We start from the raw sequence: 23,250 nt of genomic DNA on the forward strand, positions 1-23,250 counted from the left end.
ATGAGCGGCGCGCCCAGCCTCAGGCAGGCCTGCGCCGTCTGGCTGAAGGTCGGCTGCCTGGGTTTCGGCGGGCCGGCCGGGCAGATCGCCCTGTTGCACCGCGAGGTGGTCGAAAGGCGCGGCTGGGTCGACGAGGACCGCTTCGCCCATGCCTTGAGCTTCTGCATGCTGTTGCCCGGCCCCGAGGCCCAGCAGTTGGCCACCTGGCTGGGATGGCGGCTGCACGGCGTGCGTGGCGGCCTGGCCGCAGGCCTGCTGTTCGTGTTGCCGGGCCTCTTGGCCATGCTGGGCCTGTCGGCGCTGTATGTCGTTCACGGGCAGGCGCGCTGGGCCGCGCCGGTGCTGCTGGGGCTGAAGGCGGCCGTGGTGGCCCTGGTGCTGCAGGCCCTGCTGCGCATGGCGGGACGCGCGGCGCGGGGGCGGGCCGGCGCGGTGGCGGCGATCCTCGCCTTCCTGGCCCTGACCTTCACCATCGCGCCGTTTCCGCTGGTGATCCTGGTCGCCGGCCTGGGCGGCTGGCTGTGGGGCGGGCGGAACGGGCCGATCGCGGCCTTTGTCGAAACTCCGCCGCTGAAGGGCGCGCGGAGGGCGGCGCTGGTCTGCCTGGCGGCCTGGCTGGGCCCCGTGGCCCTGGCCTTTCTGCTCGCGCCGGGCTCGGCCCTGGCCCAGATCGGGGCTGCGTTCAGCGGCCTGGCGGTGGTCAGCTTTGGCGGCGCCTATGCGGCCCTGGCCTATGTGGGTCAGGTGTCAAGCGAGCTCGGCTGGCTGACGCCGGGCCAGATGCTGGACGGCCTGGGCCTGGCCGAAACCACCCCGGGGCCGCTGGTGCTGGTGTTCGTCTTCGTCGGCTTCGTGGCCGCTTGGCGCGACGCCGATCCGGCGCTGGCCTGGCCGATGGCGGTGCTGGGCGGGCTGATGGCGGCCTGGGCGACTTTCGCGCCGTCGTTCTTGTGGATCTTCGCCGGAGGGCCGTTCGTCGAGCGCCTGCGCGGTCATGCCCGAGCGGTCGCTGCCCTGTCCTGGGTGGGGGCGGCGGTGGTCGGTGTAATCGCCAGCCTGGCCCTGTGGTTCGCCGTTCACTTGCTGTTTCGGACGGGGAACGAGGCGGCGTGGGGACCGTTCAGGGCGACGCTGCCCGACCCCGCCAGTCTTGATCCGGCCGCCCTGGGCCTGGTGGCGCTGGCCTGCGCCCTGACCTTCGCCATGCGGCTGCCGATCCTGGTCCTGGTGGCGGTGATGACGCTTGCTGGCGCGGCCTGCTCGATGCTGCTGGGAGGCTGACGCAAGGGTAGCATTTTTGCGCTTGCGAAACGGCGTTCCATGCTATGCTGCGCCGCACAATCTCGATCGACGGAGTGAACGGCCATGGTTTCCTCGTCCTTCCCGACCTCGTCTTCCGAAAATTCCCAGACTCCTTCGACCAACCTGCTCGTCGGTGCGGCCTCGCCCCTATGGGCGGTGTTCGGCGGCGCGGCCGCCGCGGGTGCCGCCTGGTGGTGGTGGTCCAGCCGCTGGCGCGAGGCGGTGAACCTCGAGGCCCTGATCGCCATCGCGCCCGAGCCCGTGTCGCGCGGCGTGATCGACGAGCCCGCTCCGGCGCTGGTCGAGACGCCGGTCAAGGCGGTCGAGGCCGTGGTGGCCGAGGTCGAGCCGGTCGTCGAGACCGTAGCCGCAGCGACCGCCGAGGTCGTCGAGGCCGCCGCCGAGGTTCCGCCGGCCGTCGTCGAAGCCTCGGTCGAGGTGGTCGAAGCCGTCGTCGAGAGCGTTCCCGAGCCTGTCGCCGAGATCGTGGCCGAGCCCGTCGAGGTGGTCGAAAAAGCCGCCGCGCCGGTGGTCGAAACCGCCAAGGCCGTAGCCGACGACCTGACCCTGCTGGTCGGCATCGGGCCCAAGCTCGCCGCCTCGCTGGCCGACCTGGGCGTTACTCGCTTCAGTCAGATCGCCGCCTGGAGCGCCGACGAGCTTGACAGCTACGACAAGCTCCTGAGCCTCAAGGGCCGCGCCGAACGCGACGCCTGGGTGGCCCAGGCCAAGCGGCTGGCGGATGGGGCCTAGGCCGGACCGCCCATCGTCCAGATCTTCTTGATCACGCCGGAGAAGGTCAGCATCGGCTGGCCGCCGGTGGACAGCAGGCCGCGCACGAAGATCATCGAGCCGCCGGCGCGGACCACCTCGCCTGTCGCCTCCACCAGGTCGCCGGCCTTGGCCGGGCCGACGAAGTCGCCGTTCAGCGAGACGGTGACGGCCTTGGCGTTGTCGAGCTCGCGCCAGGCGATGGCGAACAGCGAGAAGTCGGCGAAGGTCAGCATGCAGCCGCCGTGCATGAAGCCGCCGCCGTTCATGTGGCGCGGCTCGGCGCGAAAGGCGCAGCGCACCTTGCCGTCGTGCTCTCTGAAATAGAACGGCCCGGTCTGGTCCTCGAACGGATCCAGCCCCGCCCAGGTGCGCCAGCCGGCCCACTCGCCGTCCTCGATCAGCCTTGGCCCGCTGACGATCTCGTTGCCGCCGTCCATGCCCTGCGCTCCCGTACTTTCTCGTTGTTATTGCGGCTCAGCTAAGCCCCCGCGGCGCGTTGAGGCAAGCGGCCCGCTTACGTCGAGGCCCGAACCGTGGCATGGCTTTCCCATGACCACCCCGATCCAAGACACCATCCTTTCTCAGCTGGCCGCTGTACCGGCCGGCAAGTCCATCGACCCGATGTCGGTGGCCAAGGCCCTCCAGCCTGAGCGCTGGCAGCGCCTGCTGGGCCACATCCGCACCGACGCCGTCGAACTGGCCAAGCAGGGCAAGATCGTCATCCTCCGCCACAACAAGCCGGCCGACCCCGACAAGTTCCGCGGCGTCTATCGCCTGCGCCTGCCGATGGAAGGCGATCCGACCAGCTTCCCGGACGTGGCGGACGACGGCGCAGACGACGCCGAGGACTGATCGCTTCGAGGCCCGCCGAAAGGTGGGTCTTGAAAAGAAACCCAATCGGTGAACTATGAGCCTCCCAAATACATCAGGGGAGGTTCGCTCATGATCGTCTTCGGTTCGTCGCTATCGCCCTATGTGCGCAAGACCCTGGCCTTCGGAGCCGAGAAGGGCCTGAAGCTGGAGAACCGAGTGTCGCCGCCTGGGACCCTCGACCCCGAGTTCGCCGAGTGCAGTCCGTTCCGGAAGATTCCGGGCTTCCAGGATGGTGATTTCCGCATCTCGGACTCCACGGCGATCATCACCTATCTGGAAGCCCTGCATCCGGAGCCGAACCTGATCCCGGCCGACCCGCGCGCCCGCGCCAGGGCCGTCTGGTTCGAAGAGTACGCCGACACCATCCTGGTGGCGGCGGGCGGCAAGATCTTCTTCAACCGCATCGTCGCGCCGCGCTTCATGCGCCGGCCCGGCGACGAGGCCGTGGCCGCCAAGGCCGAGGCCGAGGACCTGCCGCCGGCCCTCGACTATCTGGAGCGCATCGTGCCGGACGCCGGCGGCTTCCTGCTCGAGGATCGCCTGACCCTGGCCGACATCGCCGTGGCCAGCCCGTTCGTCAATCTGCGCCACCTGAAGCTGGATCTGTCGCGCTGGCCGCGCACCAAGGCCTATACCGACGCCGTCCTGGCCCGGCCGGCCTATGCCGCCCTCATCGCTGGCGAGGAAGCGCTGCTGGCGGCCTTTGCGCCGCCCGAGGCCGCCTGAAGCCTTGCCAAGTCCGGCTCGGCTATCGGAGGTTGCGACGTCGAGTATGGAGTAGCTTCGATGTCGCAACTTAAGACCCCGGGCGTGTACGTCCAGGAGATCGCTCCGGTCCGGCCGATCGTGGGCCTGCCCACGGCGGTGACGGCCTTCGTCGGCCGGACCGGCCAGGGGGCGGCGGGCGTCGCCGCGCCCGTCGATGGTCAGGCGGCGTTCGAAGCCGCCTACGGCCCGGTTGATCGGGCCTATCCCCTGACCCTGGCCGTGGCCGACTTCTTCGCGAACGGCGGCGAGGCCGCGGTGATCGTCCGTCTGCCGGAGGACGCCATCACCCAGAGCGCCCTGGACAGCGCCCTGGCCGCGCTGAAGAACACGCCGTTCAACATCCTCTACCTGTCGCCCGACCAGATCGAAGGCGATGTCCCGGTCTTCGCCCGCGAGACCGCCGCGGCCTTCGTGCTCGAGCGCGAGGCGATGATGATCCTCGAGGCCCCGGCCGCCTGGGCCACCGCCAAGATCGACGAGATGACGGTCGACGCGCTCGGCTACTTCTCCGAACCGCAGCAGTCGCGCATGGCCTGCTATGTCTCGCGCCTGCTCGACGAGGGCGGCCCGCGTCCGTCGGGCGGCGCCGTCGCCGGCATCTGGGCGAGGACCGACCGCAAGGACGGCGTCTGGACCGCGCCCGCCGGCATCCGCGCCGATTTTGTCAGCGGCGTTCCGCAGCGCTTCCTGACCGACGGCGACAACGCGGCGCTGTCGGCGCGCGGGCTCAATGCGCTTCGAAGCTTCCCGGGCCACGACGCCGTCATCTGGGGCGTGCGAACCCTCTCGTGGGTCAGCGACACCTTCCGCTACGTGCCCGCGCGGCGACTGGTCGATCATATCGAGGACAGCGTCGAGGCAGGCCTCGCCTGGGCGGCGACCGAAGCGCCGTCGCCGGCGCTGTTCGTCACCGTGCAGCAGCAGGTGTCGGCTTTCCTGAGCGACATCTGGAAGGCCGGCGGCCTGATCGGCTCGAAGGCGACGGAGTCGTTCTATGTCGTCTGCGACATGAGCAACAACGGTCCCTACATGGGGCAGGGCAAGCTGCGGGTCGACATGGGCCTGGCCGTGCAGCACACCGCCGAGTTCGTTCCGGTCTCGGTGCTGGTCGAGGTCGCCGCGACCTGACCCTTGGCGCGCGGCCGGCGGCGTCCTAACTGCCGGCCATGTCGCTCGACGCCCTGCTTTCCGAGATCCGCGCCTGCCGGGCCTGCGCCGGCGAGATCCCGCAGCCGCGTCCGGTGGTGCGGGTGGGGGAGGGCACGCGCCTGCTGATTTGCGGCCAGGCGCCGGGACGGCTGGTTCACGAGACCGGCCTGCCGTTCAACGACCCCTCCGGCCACCGTCTGCGCCAGTGGATGGGCGTCGATCGCGACACCTTCTACGACCGCCCGGAGATCGGCGTGGCGGCCATGGCCTTCTGCTTTCCGGGCACCAACCCCAAGGGCGGCGACTACCCGCCGCCGCCCCGCTGCGCCGCCCTGTGGCGCAAGGACCTGCTGGGCCTGCTGCCAAATGTCGAGCTGACCCTGCTGGTCGGCGGCTACGCCCAGGCCTGGGCGCTCGGCGCAGCCATGAAGCCCTCGATGACCGAGACCGTGGCCGCCTGGAGCGAATACGCCGCCCAAGGCGTTTTGCCCCTGCCGCACCCTTCGTGGCGTAACACCGCCTGGCTCAAGCGCAATCCATGGTTCGAGGACGAGGTCACGCCCTATCTTCGCCGCCGTGTCGCGGGCATTCTTGGAGCATGAACCGCCGGAGCCTTCTTCTCACCGTCGGGGCTTCGGGCCTCGCCGTCGCCTGCGCCCCCATCACCCAGCGCCCCGCCATTGCGCCGCTCGGCCTGCGCGGCGCCCGGCTGCAGGATGACTGGATGGTCGCCTTCGACGGCGCCAAGCTGGGCCTCAAGCGCTGGCTGCCGCAGGACGGACAGGTCACCCACGTGGTGGTCGGCCTGCACGGCATGAACGACTATTCGAACGCCTATCACCTGGCAGCCGACTGGTGGGCGGGACAGGGCATCGCCACCTATGCGCTGGACCTGCGAGGCTTTGGCCGCTCGCCGCGCCGGGGCGTCTGGGCCTCGACCGACCTGATGATCGAGGATGTCCGCACCCTGGTGTCGCTGGCGCGTGAGGCGCACCCAGGCGCCAAGGTCTCGCTGGCCGGCGTCAGCATGGGCGGCGGCCTGGCCATCGCCGCCATGGCCACCGACAATCCTCCGGCCGCCGACTCTCTTCTGCTGTTCGCCCCCGCCGTCTGGGGGTGGTCGGCCCAGCCTCTGCCCTACAAGACCAGCCTGTGGATCAGCGCCCACACCGCCCGCAGCTGGGTGGTCAAGCCGCCCGAATGGCTGGTGCAGAAGGTGCTGCCGACCGACAACATGGAAGAGCTGCGGCGCATGGGCCGCGACCCGCTGATGATCTGGGGCGCGCGGTCCGACACGCTTTATGGCCTGGTCGGCCTGATGGAGCGGGCCTGGGCGTCGCTCGGCAAGGTGCGGGTCCCGGTCGCCTACTTCTACGGCGAGCGCGACGAGATCATCCCCGAGGAGCCGACGAAGCAGGCCGCCCGCCGCCTGAAGCCCGACGATCGTTCGGCCTTCTACGCCAACGGCTACCATCTGCTGCTGGTCGACAAGCAGGCTGAAGTCGTCTGGCGCGACGCGGCCGCGTTCATGAAGGATCCGCAGGCCGACCTACCATCGGGCGCGCCGCCGATCCCGGGTGCGCCGACCGCGCCGAATGTCGTCAAAGTTCAGGGTGTTCCGGCCGGACGCTAGTCGAACGTCCGGCATATTGCAGTGCGGTATGAACGATCATCGGTCTATGTGACAAAAAGCCGATGAAGTGATCCTTGCGGCGGCGCTCGGGGCGGCGTACACCCCGGCGCACTGTTTTCCAGGCTCAGGCGAGGCCCACGGCAATGACCTTGTTCGATCTGCCCGATTTCGAAGGGCATGAAGGCGTCCACTCGTTCTACGACGAAAAGACGGGCCTCAAGTCGATCATCGCCATCCACTCCACCGCGCGCGGCCCGGCCGCCGGCGGCTGCCGGATGTGGGACTACGCCAGCAGCGAGGCGGCCCTGACCGACGCCCTGCGCCTGTCGCGCGGCATGTCGTACAAGAACGCCATGGCCGATCTCGACTTCGGCGGCGGCAAGGCCGTGATCATCGGTGATAGCCGCAAGCAAAAGACGCCGGAACTGTTCGAGGCCTTCGGCCGCGCGGTCGACAGCCTGGGCGGTTCGTACTGGACGGCCGAAGACGTCGGCGTCTCGCCGGCCGACCTGGAAAGCACCCGCAAGACCACCCGTTACGTCGCCGGCCTGGAAGGCCACGCGGCCGCCTCGGGCGATCCCTCGCCGGTCACCGCCGAGGGCGTGTTCCGCGGCGTGCGCCTGTGCGTCGAGCGTGCGCTGGGCCGTGACCTGACGGGCGTGAAGGTCGCCATCCAGGGCGTCGGCCATGTCGGCGCCTATCTGGCCGAGAAGCTGCACGCCGCCGGCGCCAAGCTGATCATCGCCGACGTCAACCAGGTGGCCCTGAACGAAGTGGCCGCAAAGACCGGCGCCGAGATCGTGTCGACCGACGCCATCTTCGACGTGGAAGCCGACGTCTTCGCCCCCTGCGCCCTGGGCGGCGCGATCTCGGCCGCGACCCTGCCGCGCCTGAAGGTCAAGGTCATCGCCGGCGGCGCCAACAACCAGCTGGCCGACGCCATGATCGGCCAGACCGTGTTCGATCGCGGCATCCTCTACGCCCCCGACTACGTCATCAACGGCGGCGGCATCATCAACGTGGCCGCCGAGATCCGCGCCCTGGAAGCCGGCGGCGCCTTCGATCCGCAATGGGTGGCGACCAAGCTCGATCGCCTGGCCCTGACCCTGGGCGAAGTGCTCGACCAGTCGCTCGCCGAAAAGCGCCCGGCCAACCTGGTCGCCGACGAGATCGCCCGCGCCCGCATCGCGGCGGCGCGTTCCTGATCCTGATGGAACCTCCCCCTGTGGGGTAGGTGATCGCGAAGCGATCGGTGGGGGGATCGGTTGCCGTATTGGCCAATGCCGCGGCAGCTGAAAACGGCCCCCCACCGGCCTTCGGCCGCCTCCCCCAAAGGGGGAGGTTCTCTATCTACCGCTCAAACTCGCCCCCGCGTCCTTGTCCAGCCGCAGATAAACCGGCAGAGCCAGCAGCGTCACCACGCCGATCGCCACGAACGGCCAGACAAAGCTTGCCGGCGTCAGGGCGTGGTCGCCCGCGCCGCGCGTCAGGTGCAGCATCAGGCCGCCGAAGCTGACGCCCAAAGCGAGGCCCACCTGCTGGCTGACCGCCGCCAGGGTCGAGGCGGCCGCCACGCGCGGCTGGGGCACGTCGGCATAGGCGATGGTGTTGGCGGCGATGAACTGGCTCGACCGCGCGAAGCCGCCGACCAGCAGCAGCACGATCATCAGCCACATCGGGGTCGCGGCCGTGAAGAAGCCCGGCACGGCGGTCATCAGCGCCGTGGCGACCACGAAGACCGCCAGCGCGGTGCGGAAGCCGTAGCGCTTGAGCAGCGCGCCGGCGAAGGGGCGGGCGACGAGTACGCCCAGGCCCGTGGCGATGGTCACGCCGCTGGCCTTCAGCGGGCTCCAGCCCAGCGCCACCTGCAGCAGCAGCGGCATCAGGAACGGACTGGCCCCAATGCCTAAGCGAACGAAGGTGCCGCCCACCAGGCTCGCCCGGAAGGTCGGATAGCGCAGCAGGGTCAGGTCGAGGATCGGCTTGGCCTGGGCCCGGCAGTGCTTGAGGTACAGCCAGCCCGCGCCCAGTGACACGGCCAGCAGCAGCGCCTGCACCGGCGGCGGCAGCAGCGACAGCCCCGCGGTCTCGGCCAGGCCGATCAGGCCCGACAGGGCGATCGCGCTCATCACGAAGCCCAGGGTGTCGAAGCGCCCGGCTTCCGGGTCTGGCGCGCCCTTGGGCACGAAGCGGCGCACGGCGATGGCGCCGACCACGCCGATCGGCAGGTTCAGGTAGAAGATCCACGGCCAGTCGGCGACCGACAGCACGAAGCCGGCGATCGGCGGGCCGATCAGCGGCCCGACCATGGCCGGCATGGTGAACCAGCCCATGGCGCTGATCAGCTTGTCCTTGGGCGTCGAGCCCACGACAATCAGCCGGGCCACCGGCGTCATCATCGCCCCGCCTATGCCCTGGACGATGCGGGCGGCGACCAGTTGTCCGAGGTTCTGCGACAGGCCGCACAGCGCCGAGCCGGCCAGGAACACCAGCATGGCGATCAGGAACACCCTTCGTGCGCCATAGCGCTGGGCCGCCCAGCCGCTGGCCGGGGTGAACACGGCCAGCGCCAGGATGTAGGAGGTGAGCGCCAGCTTCAGGTGGATCGGGTCCGCCAAGAACGCCTGGGCCAGGCGCGGCAGTGCGGTCGACAGGGCCGTGGAGTCGATGAACTCCATCAGGAGCGCGCTGGCGACGGCCAGCGAGACGAGGCGGGTGGTCCAGGGCGAGATCGGCGCCTCTCCCGTCTCGGTTTCGGTGAGGGGCGGCTGGCGGGGATCTGAAGCGAGGTCGGACACGGAGGTGGGGGTTACGCCCCTCCTGGCCAGGCTTCAACCGCGCGCCGTTCACGAGCGCGGGAGCGGTCGCCGTTGCGTCGGAGGGCGGAAGGCTTCATCCTGCCAAACAGACGTTCGAGAACCCCGCAATGTTCCTTCGCTTCTTCTCCGAGCTGCGCCAGGCCAAGGTGCCGGTGTCCCTGCGCGAGTACCTCCTGCTCATGGAGGCGCTGGACAAGGGCGTCATCGACCGCTCGATCGACGACTTTTACTTCCTGTCGCGCGCCAGCCTGGTGAAGGACGAGAAGAACCTCGACAAGTTCGACCGCGTGTTCGGCCACGTCTTCAAGGGGCTGGAGACGGTGGGCGAGGGGATCACGGCCGACATCCCGGAAGAGTGGCTGAAGGCCCTGACAGAGAAGTTCCTCACCGACGAGGAGAAGGCCCAGATCGAGGCCCTGGGCGGCTTCGAAAAGCTGATGGAAACCCTGCGCGAGCGCCTGGCCGAGCAGAAAGAGCGCCACCAGGGCGGCAGCAAGTGGATCGGCTCGGGCGGCACCTCGCCGTTCGGCAACAACGGCTACAACCCCGAAGGCGTGCGCATAGGCCAGGACAAGGGCCGTCACGGCCGGGCCGTGAAGGTCTGGGACAAGCGCGAGTACAAGAACCTCGATGACTCGGTCGAGTTGGGCACCCGCAACATCAAGGTCGCCCTGCGCCGCCTGCGCAAGTTCGCCCGCACCGGGGCCGCAGAGGAACTCGACCTGCCCGGCACGATCCGCGGCACGGCGGAGAAGGGCTATCTCGACATCCAGCTGCGCCCCGAGCGCCGCAACGCCATCAAGGTGCTGATCTTCTTCGACATCGGCGGCTCGATGGACGGCCATATCAAGCTCTGCGAGGAGCTGTTTTCCGCCGCCAAGACCGAGTTCAAGAACCTGGAGTTCTACTACTTCCACAACTGCCTCTACGAAGGCGTGTGGAAGGACAACAAGCGCCGGCACACCGAGAAGGTCGCCACCTGGGAGGTGCTCCACAAGTTCCCGGCCGACTACAAGGTGATCTTCGTCGGCGACGCCACGATGAGTCCTTACGAGATCACCTATCCGGGCGGCAGCGTCGAGCACTGGAACGAGGAGCCCGGCGCCATCTGGATGAGCCGGGTCACCGACATCTACCAGAGCTGCGTCTGGCTCAACCCCACGCCCGAGCGCCACTGGGATTACACCCAGTCGATCGGGGTCATGAAGCAGCTGATGAACGACCGCATGTTCCCGCTGACCATCGACGGCCTGGACAAGGCGATGCGGGAACTGGTGCGGGGGTAGAAGAAGAACCTCTCCCATAGGGAGAGGGAGGGGCCCATGCGAAGCATGGGAGGGTGAGGGGTTTCAAAGTCGGCGGTCCCATCACCTCGCCTCGAATGAATGCCTTGGGTAAACGGTGAGCGGTGTAACCCCTCACCCTCCCGCGCGTTGCGCGGGCCCCTCCCTCTGGGAGAGGGAAACAAGATACCCCGCGATCGCCGTCCGTCGCGCGTCCAGCGCCTCCAGTTGCGCCCGCAGCCGGGTCTTCAGGCGATCCGGGCACGCCCCATCCTCGCCCAGCAGGTCGACGATCTCGGAGATCGGCAGACCCAGCGCCTTGAGGTCGGCGATCGCCGCCAGCCGCGCGCGGGCCGAGGTCCCCAGGGTGCGGACGTTCTTTGGGCCGCGCCCGCAGGTGATCAGGCCCATCTCCTCGTAGTGGCGGATGGCCCGCAGGGTCAGGCCCAGCTGTTCGGCGACGACGCCGATCGGCAGTTCCGACGACCGCAGCGAAAATCGCGGGGCGGTCGCGGCGGCGCTGGCCTTCGAGGGGGCGGTGTGGACGGCTTGCATCTGAACTCCCTTGCGAATGGTCGTCTGGGCCCGGCGGCGGCGTTCGGCGAGGGCGAGAGCTGCCTTTGTCCGTGGACCGGGGATGGCGAGGTCGGCGAGGCTCACTGGAACTCCACCAGCACCTGGTCGGCGGCGACGGGGTCGCCGGGCCTGGCGTTGACGGTCTTGACGACGGCGTCGCGCTCGGCGCGCAGGATGTTCTGCATCTTCATGGCCTCGAGCACGCAGACGACCTCGCCTTCGCGAACCTGCTGGCCGACCGCGACGTCCATGGAGACGACAAGGCCGGGCATCGGCGAGAGCACCAGCTTTGAGGTGTCGGCCGGGGCCTTGGCGGGCAGCTTGTCGTGCAGCTCGGCGCTGCGGGCGGTGAGCACCAGCACCCGGGCCTTGGCGGCGCGGTGGCGGATGACGAAGCCCTCGGGCGCGGGGGCGACTTCCGCCGTGAAGGCGGTTCCGCCGAGCACGCCGCGGAAGGTCGGCAGGCCTGGCCGCCAGGCGATGTCGGTCAGGGAGAGGCTACGGCCCTCGTCGAGCAGGTCGACGGTCAGGGACTGGCCCTCGCCGGACAGATGCACCCGCTGCTTGCCGTGGCCGACCACCACGGTCCAGTCGGCGCGGGCTCGGCCCAGTCGCTGGGCCTGAATACGCTGCATGGCGCAGCCGACGGCGGTCAGCAGGTCGGCCTGGAAAGCGGTGGGCTCAGTCCCCGAGAAGCCGTCGGGGAACTCGTCCTTGATGTAGCTGGTGGCCAGCGCCCCGGCGACGAAGCGGTCCTGGTCCATCACCGCGGCCAGGAACGGCACGTTGTGGCCCGGCCCCTCGATGTGGAAGTCCTCCAGCGCCCGGGCCATGCCTTGAACCGCCTCGATGCGGGTCGGGGCCCAGGTGCAGAGCTTGGAGATCATCGGGTCGTAGAACATCGAGATCTCGTCGCCCTCGCGCACCCCGGCGTCGTTGCGCACGGTGTACGCGCCCTTCTCGCCCTCGGCGGGCGGGGCGTAGCGGACCAGGCGGCCGATGCTGGGCAGGAACTTGCGGTAGGGATCCTCGGCGTAGATCCGGCTCTCGATCGCCCAGCCGTTGATGGCCAGATCGTCCTGGCCGAAGGCGAGCGGCTCGCCATAGGCCGAGCGGATCATCTGCTCGACCAGATCAAGGCCGGTGATCAGTTCGGTGACCGGATGCTCCACCTGCAGGCGGGTGTTCATCTCCAGGAAGTAGAAGCTCTTGTCCTGGCCGGCGACGAACTCGACGGTGCCGGCTGAGTCATAGTTCACGGCCTTGGCCAGGGCGACGGCCTGAGCGCCCATGGCCGCGCGGGTCTGCGGATCGAGAAGCGGGCTGGGCGCCTCCTCGATGACCTTCTGGTTTCGCCGCTGGATCGAGCATTCGCGCTCGAAGAGGTGGACGACGTTCCCGTGCTTGTCGCCCAGCACCTGGATCTCGATGTGGCGCGGGCTTTCGATGAACTTCTCGATGAAGATGCGGTCGTCGCCGAAGGCGCCGGCCGCCTCGGCCCGCACGGCCGGGAAGCCTTCCTCGACGTCCTGGCGGCTCCAGGCGACCCGGATGCCCTTGCCGCCGCCGCCGGCCGAGGCCTTGATCATCACCGGATAGCCGATGGTCTCGGAGACCGTCAGCGCCTCGGCGGTGTCGGCGATCTCGCCGATATGGCCCGGCACGCAACTGACCCCCGCCGCCGCGGCGAACTTCTTGCTCTCGATCTTGTCGCCCATCGCCGAGATGGCGCCGGGATTGGGGCCGATGAAGACGATCCCTTCGTCGGCGCACCTCTGGGCGAACTCGGCCTTCTCCGACAGGAAGCCGAAACCCGGATGCACGGCCTGCGCCACGGTCCGTTTACAGGCCTCGATGATCTTGTCGGCGACCAGGTAGGACTGCGCGGCCGGCGAAGCCCCGATGTGCACGGCCTCGTCGGCCATCTCCACCGCCAGGCTGTCGGCGTCGGCGTCCGAATAGACCACCACCGTGGCGATCCCCAGCCGGCGGCACGTCTTGATCACCCGCACCGCGATCTCGCCCCGGTTGGCGATCAGGATCTTGTTGAACATCGGCGGCGGTCCTTGGAACCAGATCCTCCCCCTGAAAGGGGAGGTGTCGGCGAAGCCGACGGAGGGGGAAGTTGATCGGGCGGTGGCGGGGTCTTCCCCCTCCGGCCCTTCGGGCCACCTCCCCCTTCAGGGGGAGGATCTTCGATCACAGCGGAATGTTGTCGTGCTTCTTGTAGGGGTTGGTCAGAACCTTGCCCTTCAGCGAGTGCAGGGCCCGGACGATGCGCTTGCGGGTGCCGTGGGGCATGATGACGTCGTCGACGTATCCGCGTGAGGCGGCCACGAACGGGTTGGCGAAGCGGTCCTTGTACTCGCCCTCGCGGGCGGCGAGGGCTTCGGGGTCCTTGGCCTCCTGGCGGAAGATGATCTCCACCGCGCCCTTGGCCCCCATCACCGCGATCTCGGCGGTGGGCCAGGCGTAGTTGAAGTCGCCGCGCAGGTGCTTGGAGCTCATCACGTCATAGGCCCCGCCATAGGCCTTGCGGGTGATCAGCGTCACCTTCGGCACGGTGGCCTCGGCATAGGCGAACAGGAGCTTGGCGCCGTGCTTGATCAGGCCGCCGTACTCCTGCTTGGTGCCCGGCATGAAGCCCGGCACGTCGACCAGGGTGACGATCGGGATCTCGAAGGCGTCGCAGAAGCGCACGAAGCGGGCGGCCTTGCGGGAGCTGTCGATGTCGAGCACCCCGGCCAGCACCTGCGGCTGGTTGGCGACGACGCCGACCGTCTGGCCGTCCATGCGGGCGAAACCGCAGACGATGTTCCTGGCCCACTCGCTGGAGATCTCGAAGAAGTCGGCCTCGTCGACGATCTTCAGGATCAGCTCCTTCATGTCGTAGGGCTTGCCCGGGTCGGCGGGGACCAGGCTGTCGAGGCTGGCTTCCTGGCGATGCGGATCATCGAAGCTTTGGCGGATCGGGGCCTTCTCGCGATTGGACGAGGGCAGGAAGTCGACCAGGCGGCGCACCTGGGTGAGCGCTTCGAGGTCGTTCTCGAACGCCCCTTCGGCCACGCCCGACTTGGCCGCATGCACGCGCGCCCCGCCCAGCTCCTCGGCGGTGACCACCTCGTTGGTGACGGTCTTCACCACGTCGGGCCCGGTGACGAACATGTAGCTCGTATCCTTCACCATGAAGATGAAGTCGGTCATGGCCGGCGAATAGACGTCGCCGCCGGCGCAGGGGCCCATGATCACGCTGATCTGCGGGATGACGCCCGAAGCCAGGGTGTTTTCGAGGAAGATGTCGGCATAGCCGGCCAGGCTGTCGACGCCCTCCTGGATGCGCGCCCCGCCGGCGTCGAACAGGCCGATGATCGGGGCCCCGGCCTTCATCGCCTGGCGCTGGACCTTGACGATCTTGGCCGCGTGGGCGCCCGACAGGCTGCCGCCGAACACCGTGAAGTCCTTCGAGAAGACGTAGACGACCTTGCCGTTGATCGTGCCCCAGCCGGTGACCACCCCGTCGCCGGGCACCTTCTGCTCGGCCATGCCGAACTCGGTCCCGCGGTGCTCGACGAACATGTCGAACTCCTCGAACGAGCCTTCGTCCAGCAACAGATCGATCCGCTCGCGCGCCGTCAGCTTGCCTTTCGCATGCTGGCTCGCCACCCGCTTCTCGCCGCCCCCCGCCCGCGCCTGCTCGCGACGACGCTCCAGCTCTTCCAGGATGTGTTGCAAGGCTTACTCCGACCGGACTGTGAACGTCGCAAAGAACGGATTTTGCGTGGTATCGGGTTCCAGTCTCAAGGAAATTGAGGCTGTGGCGAGGGCTTGCGAACTTGCATCTTGTGAAATAGCAAAGTTGCGAAATGGGCGAGAAGCTGTTCATCGGGCCGCGCCTGCGGCTGTTGCGCCAGGCCAAGGGCTGGAAGCTGGAGGCCTGCGCCGCACAGTTGGGGCTGTCGGCAAGCTACCTGTCGCAGATCGAGGCCAACCAGCGGCCGGTCACCGCCCGGGTGCTGATCGACGTCATGCGGGTGTTCGAGGTCGACGCCGCCTCGCTGGACGCCGCCGACGACCAGCGCCTGATCGCCGACCTGCGCGAGGCCACGGCCGACGCGCCCGTCGGCGGTGACGCGCCGGCCTTGTCGGAGATCAAGGCGGCGGTGGCCAATACGCCGAATCTCGCCAAGGCCTATCTCGACCTGCACCGGGCCTATCGCCGCCTCGACGAACGGCTGAAGGCGACCGAGGAGGCCGTGTCGCTGGACGAGCGCGGGGCGGCCAGCGCGCTCTTGCCTTACGAGGAGGTCCGTGACTTCTTCCACTACAAGAACAACTACATCCATAGCCTGGACGTCGCCGCCGAAGGGTTGGCGACCGAGATCGGCGGAGGCGGCGAGCGGGCGCTGGAGGCCTATCTGGCCGACCGCCTCGGCGTGCGGGTGGTGCGCGGCGCCGAGCCCGACCTGCTGCGTCACTGGGACGTCGCCAGCCGCACGGTGACCATCGGCGCGGCCCATCCGGAGGCGACGCGCAGCTTCCAGCTGGCCTATCAGATCGCCGCGCTCACCTTGCCCGACATCGTCGAGGCTGAACTGGCGGCGGCCGGCTTTCGCAGCGACAGCGCCGCCAAGGTCTGCCGTACGGGCCTTTTGAACTACGCCGCCGGCGCGCTCGTTCTGCCCTACGAGCGGTTCCGCGAGGCGGCGCGGACGGCGCGGCATGACATCGAGCGCTTGGCGCTGTCGTTCCAGACCAGCCTGGAGCAGGTGTTCCATCGCCTCAGCACGTTGCAAAGGCCGGGCGCCCGGGGCGTGCCGTTCTACTTCGTGCGGCTGGACCGGGCCGGCAACATCACCAAGCGCCACAGCGCCACGCGCCTGCAGTTCGCCCGCTTCGGCGGGGCCTGTCCGCTCTGGAACGTGCACGACGCCTTCGCCCGGCCCGACGCGTGGCTGGTGCAACTGGCGCAGATGCCCGACGCGGTGCGCTATGTCTGCATCGCGCGCGGGGTGGTCAAACCGTCGGGCGCCTATCGCCAGGCCGAGCGGCGCTATGCCCTGGGGCTGGGCTGCGAGGCCCGCTACGCCGACCAGCTGGTCTATGCGGACGGGCTGGATCTGGCCGGGCCGTCGGCGCCGATCGGCGTCAGCTGCCGGATCTGCGAGCGCGACGACTGTTCCCAGCGGGCCTTCCCGCCTGTGGACCGGGCCTTTGAGGTGTTCGAGGACGACCGCCGCTGGGTGCCGTTCTCGCTGCGGGGATAGGAAGCTTCAGTCGATACGGTCGAGCAGGGCCTGGCCCGCTTCCGTCCAGGTTCCGCCGCGCCCCGACGGTGCGACAAGGCCATAGTCGACGAGGAGCCCGACGGCGCGTTCGCCGGCGGACATGCTGAGATGGTCGAGTTCGCCGCCGCGGTCTTCAAGATACTGGGCGCACATCCAGGCGAGGGCGGAGAGCAGGCGCTGTTCTTGGCTGGTCATCCCGAGAGGATGTCGCCGAGAGACAGCGCCCGCAAGGTTGCTAGGCCTCGATGTCGACGTCCTTGGTTTCCTTCAGGAACAGCATGCCGATGATCGCCGTCACGGCGGCCACGACGATGGGGTACCAGAGGCCGTAGTAGATATTGCCGGTAGCCGCGACCATGGCGAAGGCCGTGGTCGGCAGGAAGCCGCCGAACCAGCCGTTGCCGATGTGGTAGGGCAGGCTCATCGAGGTGTAGCGGATGTTGGTCGGGAACAGCTCGACCAGCATGGCCGCCACCGGGCCGTAGACCATGGTGACGTAGATCACCAGCAGGGTCAGGACGAAGATCACCAGCGGCTTGTTGATCTTGGCCGGGTCGGCCTTCTCGGGATAGCCGGCGGTCTTCAGGGCCTGCGCGAGCTTGGCTTCCCAGGCCTTCTTCTCGACGGCGAACTGCTCCTTCGACAGGGTCTCGCCGCGGAACGAGGGCAGGGTGGTCTCGCCGATGCGGACCTCGGCCACTTCGCCGGCTGCGATCGGCTGGTTCTCGTAGCTGACGCCGGCCTTGGCCAGATACGACTTGGCCAGGTCGCACGAGGTGTTGAACACCGTCTTGCCCACGGGGTCGAACTGGAACGAGCAGTCGTCCGGATCGGCGATGACCGTCACCGGGGCCGAGGCCGTGGCGGCGGCCAACTGCGGGTTGGCCGCGGCGGTCAGCGTCTTGAACAGCGGGAAGTAGGTGAGCGCGGCCAGCGCGCAGCCCAGCATGATGATCGGTTTGCGGCCGATCTTGTCCGACAGCCAGCCGCAGACCACGAAGAACGGCGTGCCGATCAGCAGGGCGACGGCGACCAGGGTGTTGGCCACGGCGCCGTCGACCTTGAGCATCTTCTCGAGGAAGAACAGCGCGTAGAACTGGCCGGTGTACCAGACCACGGCCTGGCCGGCGGTCAGGCCCACGAGGGCCAGGATCACGATCTTCAGGTTGCCCCAGCGGGCGAAGCTGTCCTTCAGCGGCTGCTTGGTGCCCTTGCCCTCGCTGACCATCTTCTGGAACGACGGGCTTTCCGACAGTTGCAGGCGGATCCACAGCGACACGCCCAGCAGGGCGATCGAGATCAGGAACGGGATGCGCCAGCCGAAGGCCTGGAAGGCGTCCTCGCCGACGGTCGAGCGGGTGGCCAGGATCACCACCAGGCTCAGGAACAGGCCGAAGGTCGCGGTGATCTGGATGAAGCTGGTGTAGAAGCCGCGCCGCCCGTGCGGGGCGTGCTCGGCGACATAGGTGGCCGCGCCGCCGTACTCGCCGCCCAGGGCCAGGCCTTGCAGCAGTCGCATCAGGACCAGCGCGATGGGGGCGGCGACGCCGATCTGCTCGTAGCTGGGCAGCAGGCCGACCACGAAGGTCGACAGGCCCATCAAGAGCATGGTGACGAGGAAGGTGTTCTTGCGGCCCCACAGGTCGCCCAGGCGCCCGAACACCAGCGCGCCGAACGGACGCACGGCAAAGCCGGCGGCGAAGGCCAGCAGGGCGAAGATGTAGCCCGTGGTCTCGTTCACGCCCGAGAAGAAGTGGTGGGTGATGTAGGTGGCCAGGGAGCCGTACAGGTAGAAGTCGTACCACTCGAAGACCGTGCCCACCGACGCCGCGCCGATGACCAAGGCGTCCTTGCGCTGAACGGTCTCTCCGTTCTTCGCGCCTGACGTCGCTACGGCGTCCGCCATACTCGTATCCTCCTCAAAGCGTCGCCGCTTTGCGCGGCTGATCGTTGCGGGGGATGATGGCAGGCGCCTCGCGACTTACGTAAAGGGGAACTTTCGTGGAACGCAGGGTTGCGAACGACGATTTTCGGGGATTGGCCCGGGCGATGCTGCCACCGGTGGCATGACGAGCCCGCCGGGAGGTCAGGCCAGGGCGTAGATCCAGGCATCAACGGGACCGGCGCCGGTCTCGACCGTGACGCTTACCCTGCGGTAGCCGGCGCCTTCGAAGGCGTCGAGGCGGACCCAGTGAGCGTCCAGCGCGTCGCTCTCCAGCATCTGCACCGCGATCGCCTCGCCGTCGGGATCGAGAACGAGACCGGGGAAACCGATGGCCGCGCCCCAGCCCTCGGCGACCAAACGGCCGCGCACGACGCCCGGGGTCCAGGTCCCGCCGAGCGGCGCCAGGTGATGGTGATTGGGGCGGCCGGGGGCGAGCGAGCCGTAGACCGCCAGGCGGGGCGTCGTCATCTCAGGTCTCCGTCAGCCATGCGCGCAGCAGGCCGGTCGTTTCGTCGGGGCGTTCCATGGCCGGCAGGTGGCCGCAGTCTTGGAAGACGTGCAGGCGCGAGCCGGGGATCGCCGCGTGGATCGCGCGGGACTCGGCCGGCGGGGTCAGCTGGTCGCTGTCGCCGACGGCCACCAGGGTCGGCACGGTGATCGACGGCAGCAGCGGGCAGGAGTCCGGCCGGCCGAGGATGGCGCGCTGCTGGCGCAGGAAGGCCGGGCCGCCGACGCGGGCGGCCATCGCCTTGACCTCGGCGCCCAGCGGCTCGTCCAGGCGCGAGGCGTGCAGCAGCTGCGGCAGCATCCGCTGGGTGACGCCCAGGAACCGGCCGACCTCCAGCGCGGCCATGGCGCGGCGGCGGTTTTCGGCGCGGGCGGGGGTGTCGGGCGCGGCGCTGGTGGCCAGCAGCGCCAGGCGCTCTACGCGCTGCGGCGCCTGGCGCTGGATTTCGAAGGCGACGTAGCCGCCCATGGAGAGGCCGGCCAGGGCGAAGGTGGGCGGGGCGGCAGCCAGCACGCGCTGGGCCATGGCCGCGACGCTGTTGTCCAGGGTCAGGTCGGCGATGATCGGCTCGGCGATGTCGGCGAGGCCCGCCGCCTGATCTCGCCACAGTCGGGCGTCGCACAGCAGGCCGGGCAGGAAGACGAGGGTCTGGCGGTCGGTCATGACGGGTCTTCCCGAGGAATGCGCAGGGCCAGGGCGACGCCGGCCAGGACGAGAGCGGCGGTGAAGCCGGCGACGGCGGGCCAGGCGCCGTGCCGCCAGAACCAGCCGCCGACCGCGCCGGCCAGGCTCGAGCCCGCATAGTAGAACAGCAGATAGAGCGCCGCCGACTGGCTCTTGACCGGTCCCGCCAGTCGCCCGACCCAGCCGCTGGCCACCGCATGGGCGATGAAGAAGCCGGTGGTCACCAGGGCGATGCCGGCGATGATGGAAACAAGGCTGGTCGGCAGGGTCAGGACGATCCCGGCCAGGATGACGGCCAGGCCGATCAGCAGCAGGCGACGACGGCCGTAGCGCTCGGCCAGCCGCCCGGCGGTCGACGAGGACCAGACGCCGAAGGCGTAGACCAGGAAGATCAGGCCGACCTGGGTCTGGCTCAGGTGATAGGGCGCGCTCTCCAGCCGGAACTCGACAAAGTTGAACAGGGCCACGAACACGCCGGTCAGGCAAAAGCCGAGGCTGAACAGCGCCAGCAGGCCGGGGCGGCGCCAGGGCTCGCGCCAGGGCTCGCGCCAGGTCGACAGACGATCGGAAAGGCGCTCGGGCGCGGTGGCGCGCACATGGCGGGGCCGGGGCAGCAGGGCGAAGAAGGCGAGGGCGGCGACAAGGTCGATCGCCCCGATGGCGGCCATGGCCATGCGCCAGTCGAAGCTCGCCAGCAGCAGGCCCATGCCGACGCGGCCGGCCATGCCGCCGAAGGCCGTGCCGGCGACATAGAGGCCCATGGCGGCGGCCAGGTCCGAGGCTTCGGTTTCCTCGGCAAGGTAGGTCATGGCCACGGCGGGCACGCCGCCCAGCAGCAGGCCCTCGGCGGCGCGGGCGAGGAGCAGCAGCGGCCAGCTCGGGGCCAGGGCGGCGGCGAGGTTGCAGGTGGCGGCCAGGACCATGGAGCCGAACATCAGCGTCTTGAGGTTCAGCCGCTGGGCCGCGCCGCCCGCCATCAGGATGGCGACGGCGAGCGTGGCGGTGCTCAGCGACAGCGCCATGGCGCTCTGGGCTGGCGACAGGCCGAAGGTCCGCGCGAAGGTCGGCAGCAGGGGCTGCACGCAATAAAGCAGGCTGAAGGTCGAGAAGCCGCCGAGGAACAGCGCCAGCGACATCCGGCGCAGGCGCCCGGTGTCCCTGGCGGGCAAGGCGGCGATGGTGGCGGCGGCGGTCATGGCGGTGATCTAGAACTCCGCCGCCTGACAGTCCAATATATGACGATCGGATTTTCGATAGCTTTTGGAGATGATGTGGAGCTGCGTCACATCCGCTACTTCCTGGTCGTCGCCGAGGAAGGGCACTTCACGCGGGCGGCGGCGAAGATCGGCATCGGCCAGCCGCCGCTGAGCCAGCAGATCAAGGATCTGGAGGCCGAGCTGGGCGTGACCCTGTTCAAGCGCCTGCCGACCGGGGCGGAGCTGACCGAGGCGGGCAGGGCGTTCCACGCGGCCGTCCGCAACATGCCCGATCAGGCCAGGGCGGCGGCCGTCCAGGCCCAGAAGGCGGCGAGGGGCGAGAGCGGCTCGCTGCGCCTGGGCTTCACGGGATCGGCTGTGCTCAATCGCGCGGTGCAGGCCTCGGTGCGCGCCTATCGCCGGCGCTATCCGGACGTCGAGCTGTCGCTGAGCGAGACCAACAGCACCCACCTGGCGGCCGAGGTCGCGCAGGGGGCGCTGGATGCGGCCTTCCTGCGGCCGGGGGCCGTCGACCTGGCAGGACTGCGGGTGCACGACCTCGACGGCGAGGAGATGGTGGCGGTGCTGCCGGCGTCGCATCCGGCGGCGGCCGGCGAGGCGGTCGATCTTCATGACCTGAGGAGCGAGGCCTTCATCCTTACGCCGCGGGGGCTTGGCCCCACCGTCTTCGACGCGGCGGTCGAGGCCTGCCGGCGCGCCGGTTTCGAGCCGATCCTGGGTCAGCCGGCGCCCCAGATGCTGTCGCTGGTGGCGCTGGTCGCGGCCGAGCTCGGGGTGTCGATCGTGCCGGTCTCGATGGCGCGGCTGGCGCTGGACGGGGTGGTCTTTCGGCCCATCGCCGGCGGAACGCCGATCGCGCAACTCAGCCTGGTGACTGGGAAAACGCCGTCACCCGCCCTGCAAAACTTTGTCAGGATCACGCTCGGCTCCGAGGGTTGATTTGTAATATCAATACGAAGATATTCCGCCTCGAAATCCCGGCCGGGCCTTCATTGGCCGGGAAAGACAGAACGGGAGTATTCGCCATGTCGGGACATCTTCGGAAGCTGGGCCTGGGCGTCATCGCCGGCCTGATGGCCTCCACCGCCGCTGTCGCGGCCGAACCCGCCAAGGGGCCGAAGACCTATCTCGGCGTCGACATCTCCTACGCCAACGAGATGGACGACTGCGGCGCGGTCTATCGCTCGGGCGACAAGACCGTCGAGCAGTACCAGTTCTTCAAGGACGCCGGCTCGAACATCGCCCGCATCCGCCTGTGGAACGACCCGCAGTGGACGAACTATTCCAACATCGCCGACGTCACCAAGAGCATCAAGCGCGCCAAGGCCGCCGGCCTGCAGGTGCTGCTCGACTTCCACTATTCGGACGACTGGGCCGACGGTGAGAAGCAACTGGCTCCCAAGGCGTGGGAGAAGCTGTCGACGCCGGAGCAGGCCAAGGCCCTCTATGCCTTCACCTACGACACCCTGACCAAGCTCGACGCCCAGGGGCTGATGCCTGACCTGGTGCAGGTGGGCAACGAGACCAACGGCGAGATCGTCTCGACGCTGGCCAAGGCCAAGGACCCGATCAACTGGGAGCGTAACGCCCTGCTGTTCAATGCCGGCATCAAGGCCGTGCGCGACGCCGGCGCCAAGGGCTCGAAGAACCCGCGCGTGATGCTGCACATCGCCCAGCCCGACACCGTCGAGGACTGGTTCGCCGCGGCCGCCAAGGCCGGCGTCACCGACTACGACATGATCGGCATCAGCTACTACAGCAAATGGACCAAGCGCTCGATGGCCCAACTGGGCGAGACGATCAACCGCCTGCGCCACACCTATCCGGCCGACGTGGTGGTGGTCGAGACGTCTTATGCGTTCACCACGGAGGGCGCCGACAGCTCGCCCAATCTGCTGGGCGAGGATTCTCTGATCCCGGGCTATCCGGCGACGCAGGAAGGCCAGAAGAAGTACCTGATCGACCTGACCCAGCTGGTTTTCGCCAACGGCGGCACGGGCGTCTTCTACTGGGAGCCGGCCTGGGTCTCGACCAAGTGCAAGACGCGCTGGGGCACGGGTTCGAACTGGGAAAACTCGACCCTGTTCGACTTCAAGGGCCAGCCGGTCGAGGGGATCAAGTGGCTGTCGACCACCTACGCCATGCCGGTCGAGACGACCTTCAAGGTGGCGGCGGGCGACAAGGCCACGGCCTTCATCGACGGCGACTTCCTGGGCGGGGCCGGGCCGCGTCCGATGGTTCGCGAGGGCGCCGATTTCGTGTATCGCACGCGCCTGATGCCGGGGGCTTCGGTTACCGCCGCCACGGCTCCGACGGCTGAGGCCGTGGGCTCGGCCTCGGCGGTTACCGCGACCATTTCCAGCAAGCCCAGCGCCGTCCGCCTGCCGGTTCAGCCCTGACGGCTTGTCAGATACGATTGATATGATAAATAGCA

General features: G+C 68.9%; 22 protein-coding genes. 12 read left to right on the forward strand and 10 right to left on the reverse strand.

Annotated features, from left to right (window positions below):
* Window positions 1-1,281: a chromate efflux transporter gene (chrA, locus tag P7A99_RS15410; RefSeq protein WP_277794685.1), complete on the forward strand. Its 1,281-nt coding sequence runs from the start codon at window positions 1-3 to the stop codon at window positions 1,279-1,281.
* An 84-nt stretch (window positions 1,282-1,365) separates the two neighbouring features.
* Window positions 1,366-2,055, forward strand: a complete 690-nt coding sequence (gene phaH, locus P7A99_RS15415; protein ID WP_277794686.1) for a phasin PhaH — start codon at window positions 1,366-1,368, stop codon at window positions 2,053-2,055.
* On the opposite strand, the gene P7A99_RS15420 is transcribed toward phaH, so the two are convergent.
* Complete coding sequence (locus tag P7A99_RS15420) at window positions 2,052-2,513, reverse strand: PaaI family thioesterase (RefSeq protein ID WP_277794687.1); 462 nt, start codon at window positions 2,511-2,513, stop codon at window positions 2,052-2,054. The two genes, phaH and P7A99_RS15420, sit on opposite strands and share 4 nt — an antisense overlap.
* A gap of 112 nt (window positions 2,514-2,625) precedes the next feature.
* Here P7A99_RS15420 and P7A99_RS15425 point away from each other — a divergent pair, with 112 nt between their 5' ends.
* The 6 genes from P7A99_RS15425 (at window position 2,626) to P7A99_RS15450 (ending at window position 7,704) form a co-directional block, all read left to right on the forward strand.
* Window positions 2,626-2,928: a DUF3253 domain-containing protein gene (locus P7A99_RS15425; protein WP_277794688.1), complete on the forward strand. Its 303-nt coding sequence runs from the start codon at window positions 2,626-2,628 to the stop codon at window positions 2,926-2,928.
* 90 nt (window positions 2,929-3,018) lie between these two features.
* Window positions 3,019-3,675, forward strand: a complete 657-nt coding sequence (locus P7A99_RS15430) for a glutathione S-transferase family protein (RefSeq protein WP_277794689.1) — start codon at window positions 3,019-3,021, stop codon at window positions 3,673-3,675.
* A 60-nt stretch (window positions 3,676-3,735) separates the two neighbouring features.
* Window positions 3,736-4,845, forward strand: a complete 1,110-nt coding sequence (locus tag P7A99_RS15435) for a hypothetical protein (RefSeq protein ID WP_277794690.1) — start codon at window positions 3,736-3,738, stop codon at window positions 4,843-4,845.
* Window positions 4,846-4,883: 38 nt separating this feature from the next.
* Complete coding sequence (locus P7A99_RS15440; protein ID WP_277794691.1) at window positions 4,884-5,468, forward strand: uracil-DNA glycosylase family protein; 585 nt, start codon at window positions 4,884-4,886, stop codon at window positions 5,466-5,468.
* The gene (locus tag P7A99_RS15445) at window positions 5,465-6,499 is read left to right on the forward strand and encodes an alpha/beta hydrolase (RefSeq protein WP_277794692.1); all 1,035 of its coding nucleotides are present in this window, start codon (window positions 5,465-5,467) and stop codon (window positions 6,497-6,499) included. The genes P7A99_RS15440 and P7A99_RS15445 overlap by 4 nt, the downstream gene beginning before the upstream one ends.
* Window positions 6,500-6,642: 143 nt before the next feature.
* Window positions 6,643-7,704: a Leu/Phe/Val dehydrogenase gene (locus P7A99_RS15450; RefSeq protein WP_277794693.1), complete on the forward strand. Its 1,062-nt coding sequence runs from the start codon at window positions 6,643-6,645 to the stop codon at window positions 7,702-7,704.
* A gap of 141 nt (window positions 7,705-7,845) precedes the next feature.
* On the opposite strand, the gene P7A99_RS15455 is transcribed toward P7A99_RS15450, so the two are convergent.
* Window positions 7,846-9,297, reverse strand: a complete 1,452-nt coding sequence (locus P7A99_RS15455) for an MFS transporter (protein WP_277794694.1) — start codon at window positions 9,295-9,297, stop codon at window positions 7,846-7,848.
* 128 nt (window positions 9,298-9,425) lie between these two features.
* On the opposite strand from P7A99_RS15455, the gene P7A99_RS15460 reads away from it, so the two are divergent.
* Complete coding sequence (locus P7A99_RS15460; protein ID WP_277794695.1) at window positions 9,426-10,604, forward strand: vWA domain-containing protein; 1,179 nt, start codon at window positions 9,426-9,428, stop codon at window positions 10,602-10,604.
* 132 nt (window positions 10,605-10,736) lie between these two features.
* Here P7A99_RS15460 and P7A99_RS15465 read toward each other — a convergent pair whose 3' ends face one another.
* From P7A99_RS15465 to P7A99_RS15475, 3 genes are all read right to left on the reverse strand, one after another.
* Window positions 10,737-11,156, reverse strand: a complete 420-nt coding sequence (locus P7A99_RS15465; protein WP_277794696.1) for a MerR family transcriptional regulator — start codon at window positions 11,154-11,156, stop codon at window positions 10,737-10,739.
* Window positions 11,157-11,257: 101 nt separating this feature from the next.
* On the reverse strand, window positions 11,258-13,231 hold the full coding sequence (locus tag P7A99_RS15470; protein ID WP_277794697.1) for an acetyl-CoA carboxylase biotin carboxylase subunit: 1,974 nt from the start codon (window positions 13,229-13,231) through the stop codon (window positions 11,258-11,260).
* Between the two features lie 145 nt (window positions 13,232-13,376).
* Window positions 13,377-14,909, reverse strand: a complete 1,533-nt coding sequence (locus tag P7A99_RS15475) for an acyl-CoA carboxylase subunit beta (protein WP_277794698.1) — start codon at window positions 14,907-14,909, stop codon at window positions 13,377-13,379.
* A gap of 131 nt (window positions 14,910-15,040) precedes the next feature.
* Here P7A99_RS15475 and P7A99_RS15480 point away from each other — a divergent pair, with 131 nt between their 5' ends.
* Entirely contained in the window at window positions 15,041-16,441 is a 1,401-nt protein-coding gene (locus P7A99_RS15480) for a helix-turn-helix domain-containing protein (protein WP_277794699.1), read from the forward strand.
* A 6-nt stretch (window positions 16,442-16,447) separates the two neighbouring features.
* On the opposite strand, the gene P7A99_RS15485 is transcribed toward P7A99_RS15480, so the two are convergent.
* From P7A99_RS15485 to P7A99_RS15505, 5 genes are all read right to left on the reverse strand, one after another.
* The gene (locus tag P7A99_RS15485) at window positions 16,448-16,657 is read right to left on the reverse strand and encodes a hypothetical protein (RefSeq protein ID WP_277794700.1); all 210 of its coding nucleotides are present in this window, start codon (window positions 16,655-16,657) and stop codon (window positions 16,448-16,450) included.
* A 40-nt stretch (window positions 16,658-16,697) separates the two neighbouring features.
* Window positions 16,698-18,368 carry an MFS transporter gene (locus tag P7A99_RS15490; RefSeq protein WP_277794701.1) on the reverse strand — a complete coding sequence of 557 codons (1,671 nt, stop codon included), beginning with the start codon at window positions 18,366-18,368 and terminating at the stop codon, window positions 16,698-16,700.
* Between the two features lie 180 nt (window positions 18,369-18,548).
* On the reverse strand, window positions 18,549-18,875 hold the full coding sequence (locus tag P7A99_RS15495) for a gamma-glutamylcyclotransferase family protein (RefSeq protein WP_277794702.1): 327 nt from the start codon (window positions 18,873-18,875) through the stop codon (window positions 18,549-18,551).
* Window position 18,876: 1 nt separating this feature from the next.
* A complete protein-coding gene (locus tag P7A99_RS15500) occupies window positions 18,877-19,578 on the reverse strand; it encodes an alpha/beta fold hydrolase (protein WP_277794703.1) in 702 nt (233 codons plus the stop codon).
* On the reverse strand, window positions 19,575-20,795 hold the full coding sequence (locus P7A99_RS15505) for an MFS transporter (RefSeq protein ID WP_277794704.1): 1,221 nt from the start codon (window positions 20,793-20,795) through the stop codon (window positions 19,575-19,577). The genes P7A99_RS15500 and P7A99_RS15505 overlap by 4 nt, the downstream gene beginning before the upstream one ends.
* Window positions 20,796-20,870: 75 nt before the next feature.
* Between P7A99_RS15505 and P7A99_RS15510 the strand changes: the two genes are divergently transcribed.
* Together P7A99_RS15510 and P7A99_RS15515 are read left to right on the forward strand one after the other, a co-directional pair.
* The gene (locus P7A99_RS15510) at window positions 20,871-21,755 is read left to right on the forward strand and encodes a LysR family transcriptional regulator (protein WP_277794705.1); all 885 of its coding nucleotides are present in this window, start codon (window positions 20,871-20,873) and stop codon (window positions 21,753-21,755) included.
* Between the two features lie 86 nt (window positions 21,756-21,841).
* Window positions 21,842-23,215, forward strand: coding sequence for a glycoside hydrolase family 53 protein (locus tag P7A99_RS15515; RefSeq protein WP_277794706.1), 1,374 nt, complete (start codon window positions 21,842-21,844; stop codon window positions 23,213-23,215).
* Window positions 23,216-23,250: the final 35 nt, after the last annotated feature.

The sequence above is a fragment of the Caulobacter endophyticus genome (assembly GCF_029543245.1).
Lineage (GTDB): Bacteria > Pseudomonadota > Alphaproteobacteria > Caulobacterales > Caulobacteraceae > Caulobacter > Caulobacter endophyticus_A.

Bases quoted from the DNA above. Each gene is read 5' to 3' on its own strand.
- P7A99_RS15495 (WP_277794702.1), bottom strand. From the start codon at position 18,875: ATGACGACGCCCCGCCTGGCGGTCTACGGCTCGCTCGCCCCCGGCCGC.
- P7A99_RS15505 (WP_277794704.1), bottom strand. From the start codon at position 20,795: ATGACCGCCGCCGCCACCATCGCCGCCTTGCCCGCCAGGGACACCGGG.
- P7A99_RS15430 (WP_277794689.1), top strand. From the start codon at position 3,019: ATGATCGTCTTCGGTTCGTCGCTATCGCCCTATGTGCGCAAGACCCTG.
- P7A99_RS15470 (WP_277794697.1), bottom strand. From the start codon at position 13,231: ATGTTCAACAAGATCCTGATCGCCAACCGGGGCGAGATCGCGGTGCGG.
- P7A99_RS15500 (WP_277794703.1), bottom strand. From the start codon at position 19,578: ATGACCGACCGCCAGACCCTCGTCTTCCTGCCCGGCCTGCTGTGCGAC.
- phaH (WP_277794686.1), top strand. From the start codon at position 1,366: ATGGTTTCCTCGTCCTTCCCGACCTCGTCTTCCGAAAATTCCCAGACT.
- P7A99_RS15445 (WP_277794692.1), top strand. From the start codon at position 5,465: ATGAACCGCCGGAGCCTTCTTCTCACCGTCGGGGCTTCGGGCCTCGCC.
- P7A99_RS15490 (WP_277794701.1), bottom strand. From the start codon at position 18,368: ATGGCGGACGCCGTAGCGACGTCAGGCGCGAAGAACGGAGAGACCGTT.
- P7A99_RS15480 (WP_277794699.1), top strand. From the start codon at position 15,041: ATGGGCGAGAAGCTGTTCATCGGGCCGCGCCTGCGGCTGTTGCGCCAG.
- chrA (WP_277794685.1), top strand. From the start codon at position 1: ATGAGCGGCGCGCCCAGCCTCAGGCAGGCCTGCGCCGTCTGGCTGAAG.
- P7A99_RS15425 (WP_277794688.1), top strand. From the start codon at position 2,626: ATGACCACCCCGATCCAAGACACCATCCTTTCTCAGCTGGCCGCTGTA.
- P7A99_RS15450 (WP_277794693.1), top strand. From the start codon at position 6,643: ATGACCTTGTTCGATCTGCCCGATTTCGAAGGGCATGAAGGCGTCCAC.
- P7A99_RS15435 (WP_277794690.1), top strand. From the start codon at position 3,736: ATGTCGCAACTTAAGACCCCGGGCGTGTACGTCCAGGAGATCGCTCCG.
- P7A99_RS15485 (WP_277794700.1), bottom strand. From the start codon at position 16,657: ATGACCAGCCAAGAACAGCGCCTGCTCTCCGCCCTCGCCTGGATGTGC.
- P7A99_RS15440 (WP_277794691.1), top strand. From the start codon at position 4,884: ATGTCGCTCGACGCCCTGCTTTCCGAGATCCGCGCCTGCCGGGCCTGC.
- P7A99_RS15420 (WP_277794687.1), bottom strand. From the start codon at position 2,513: ATGGACGGCGGCAACGAGATCGTCAGCGGGCCAAGGCTGATCGAGGAC.
- P7A99_RS15465 (WP_277794696.1), bottom strand. From the start codon at position 11,156: ATGCAAGCCGTCCACACCGCCCCCTCGAAGGCCAGCGCCGCCGCGACC.
- P7A99_RS15515 (WP_277794706.1), top strand. From the start codon at position 21,842: ATGTCGGGACATCTTCGGAAGCTGGGCCTGGGCGTCATCGCCGGCCTG.
- P7A99_RS15460 (WP_277794695.1), top strand. From the start codon at position 9,426: ATGTTCCTTCGCTTCTTCTCCGAGCTGCGCCAGGCCAAGGTGCCGGTG.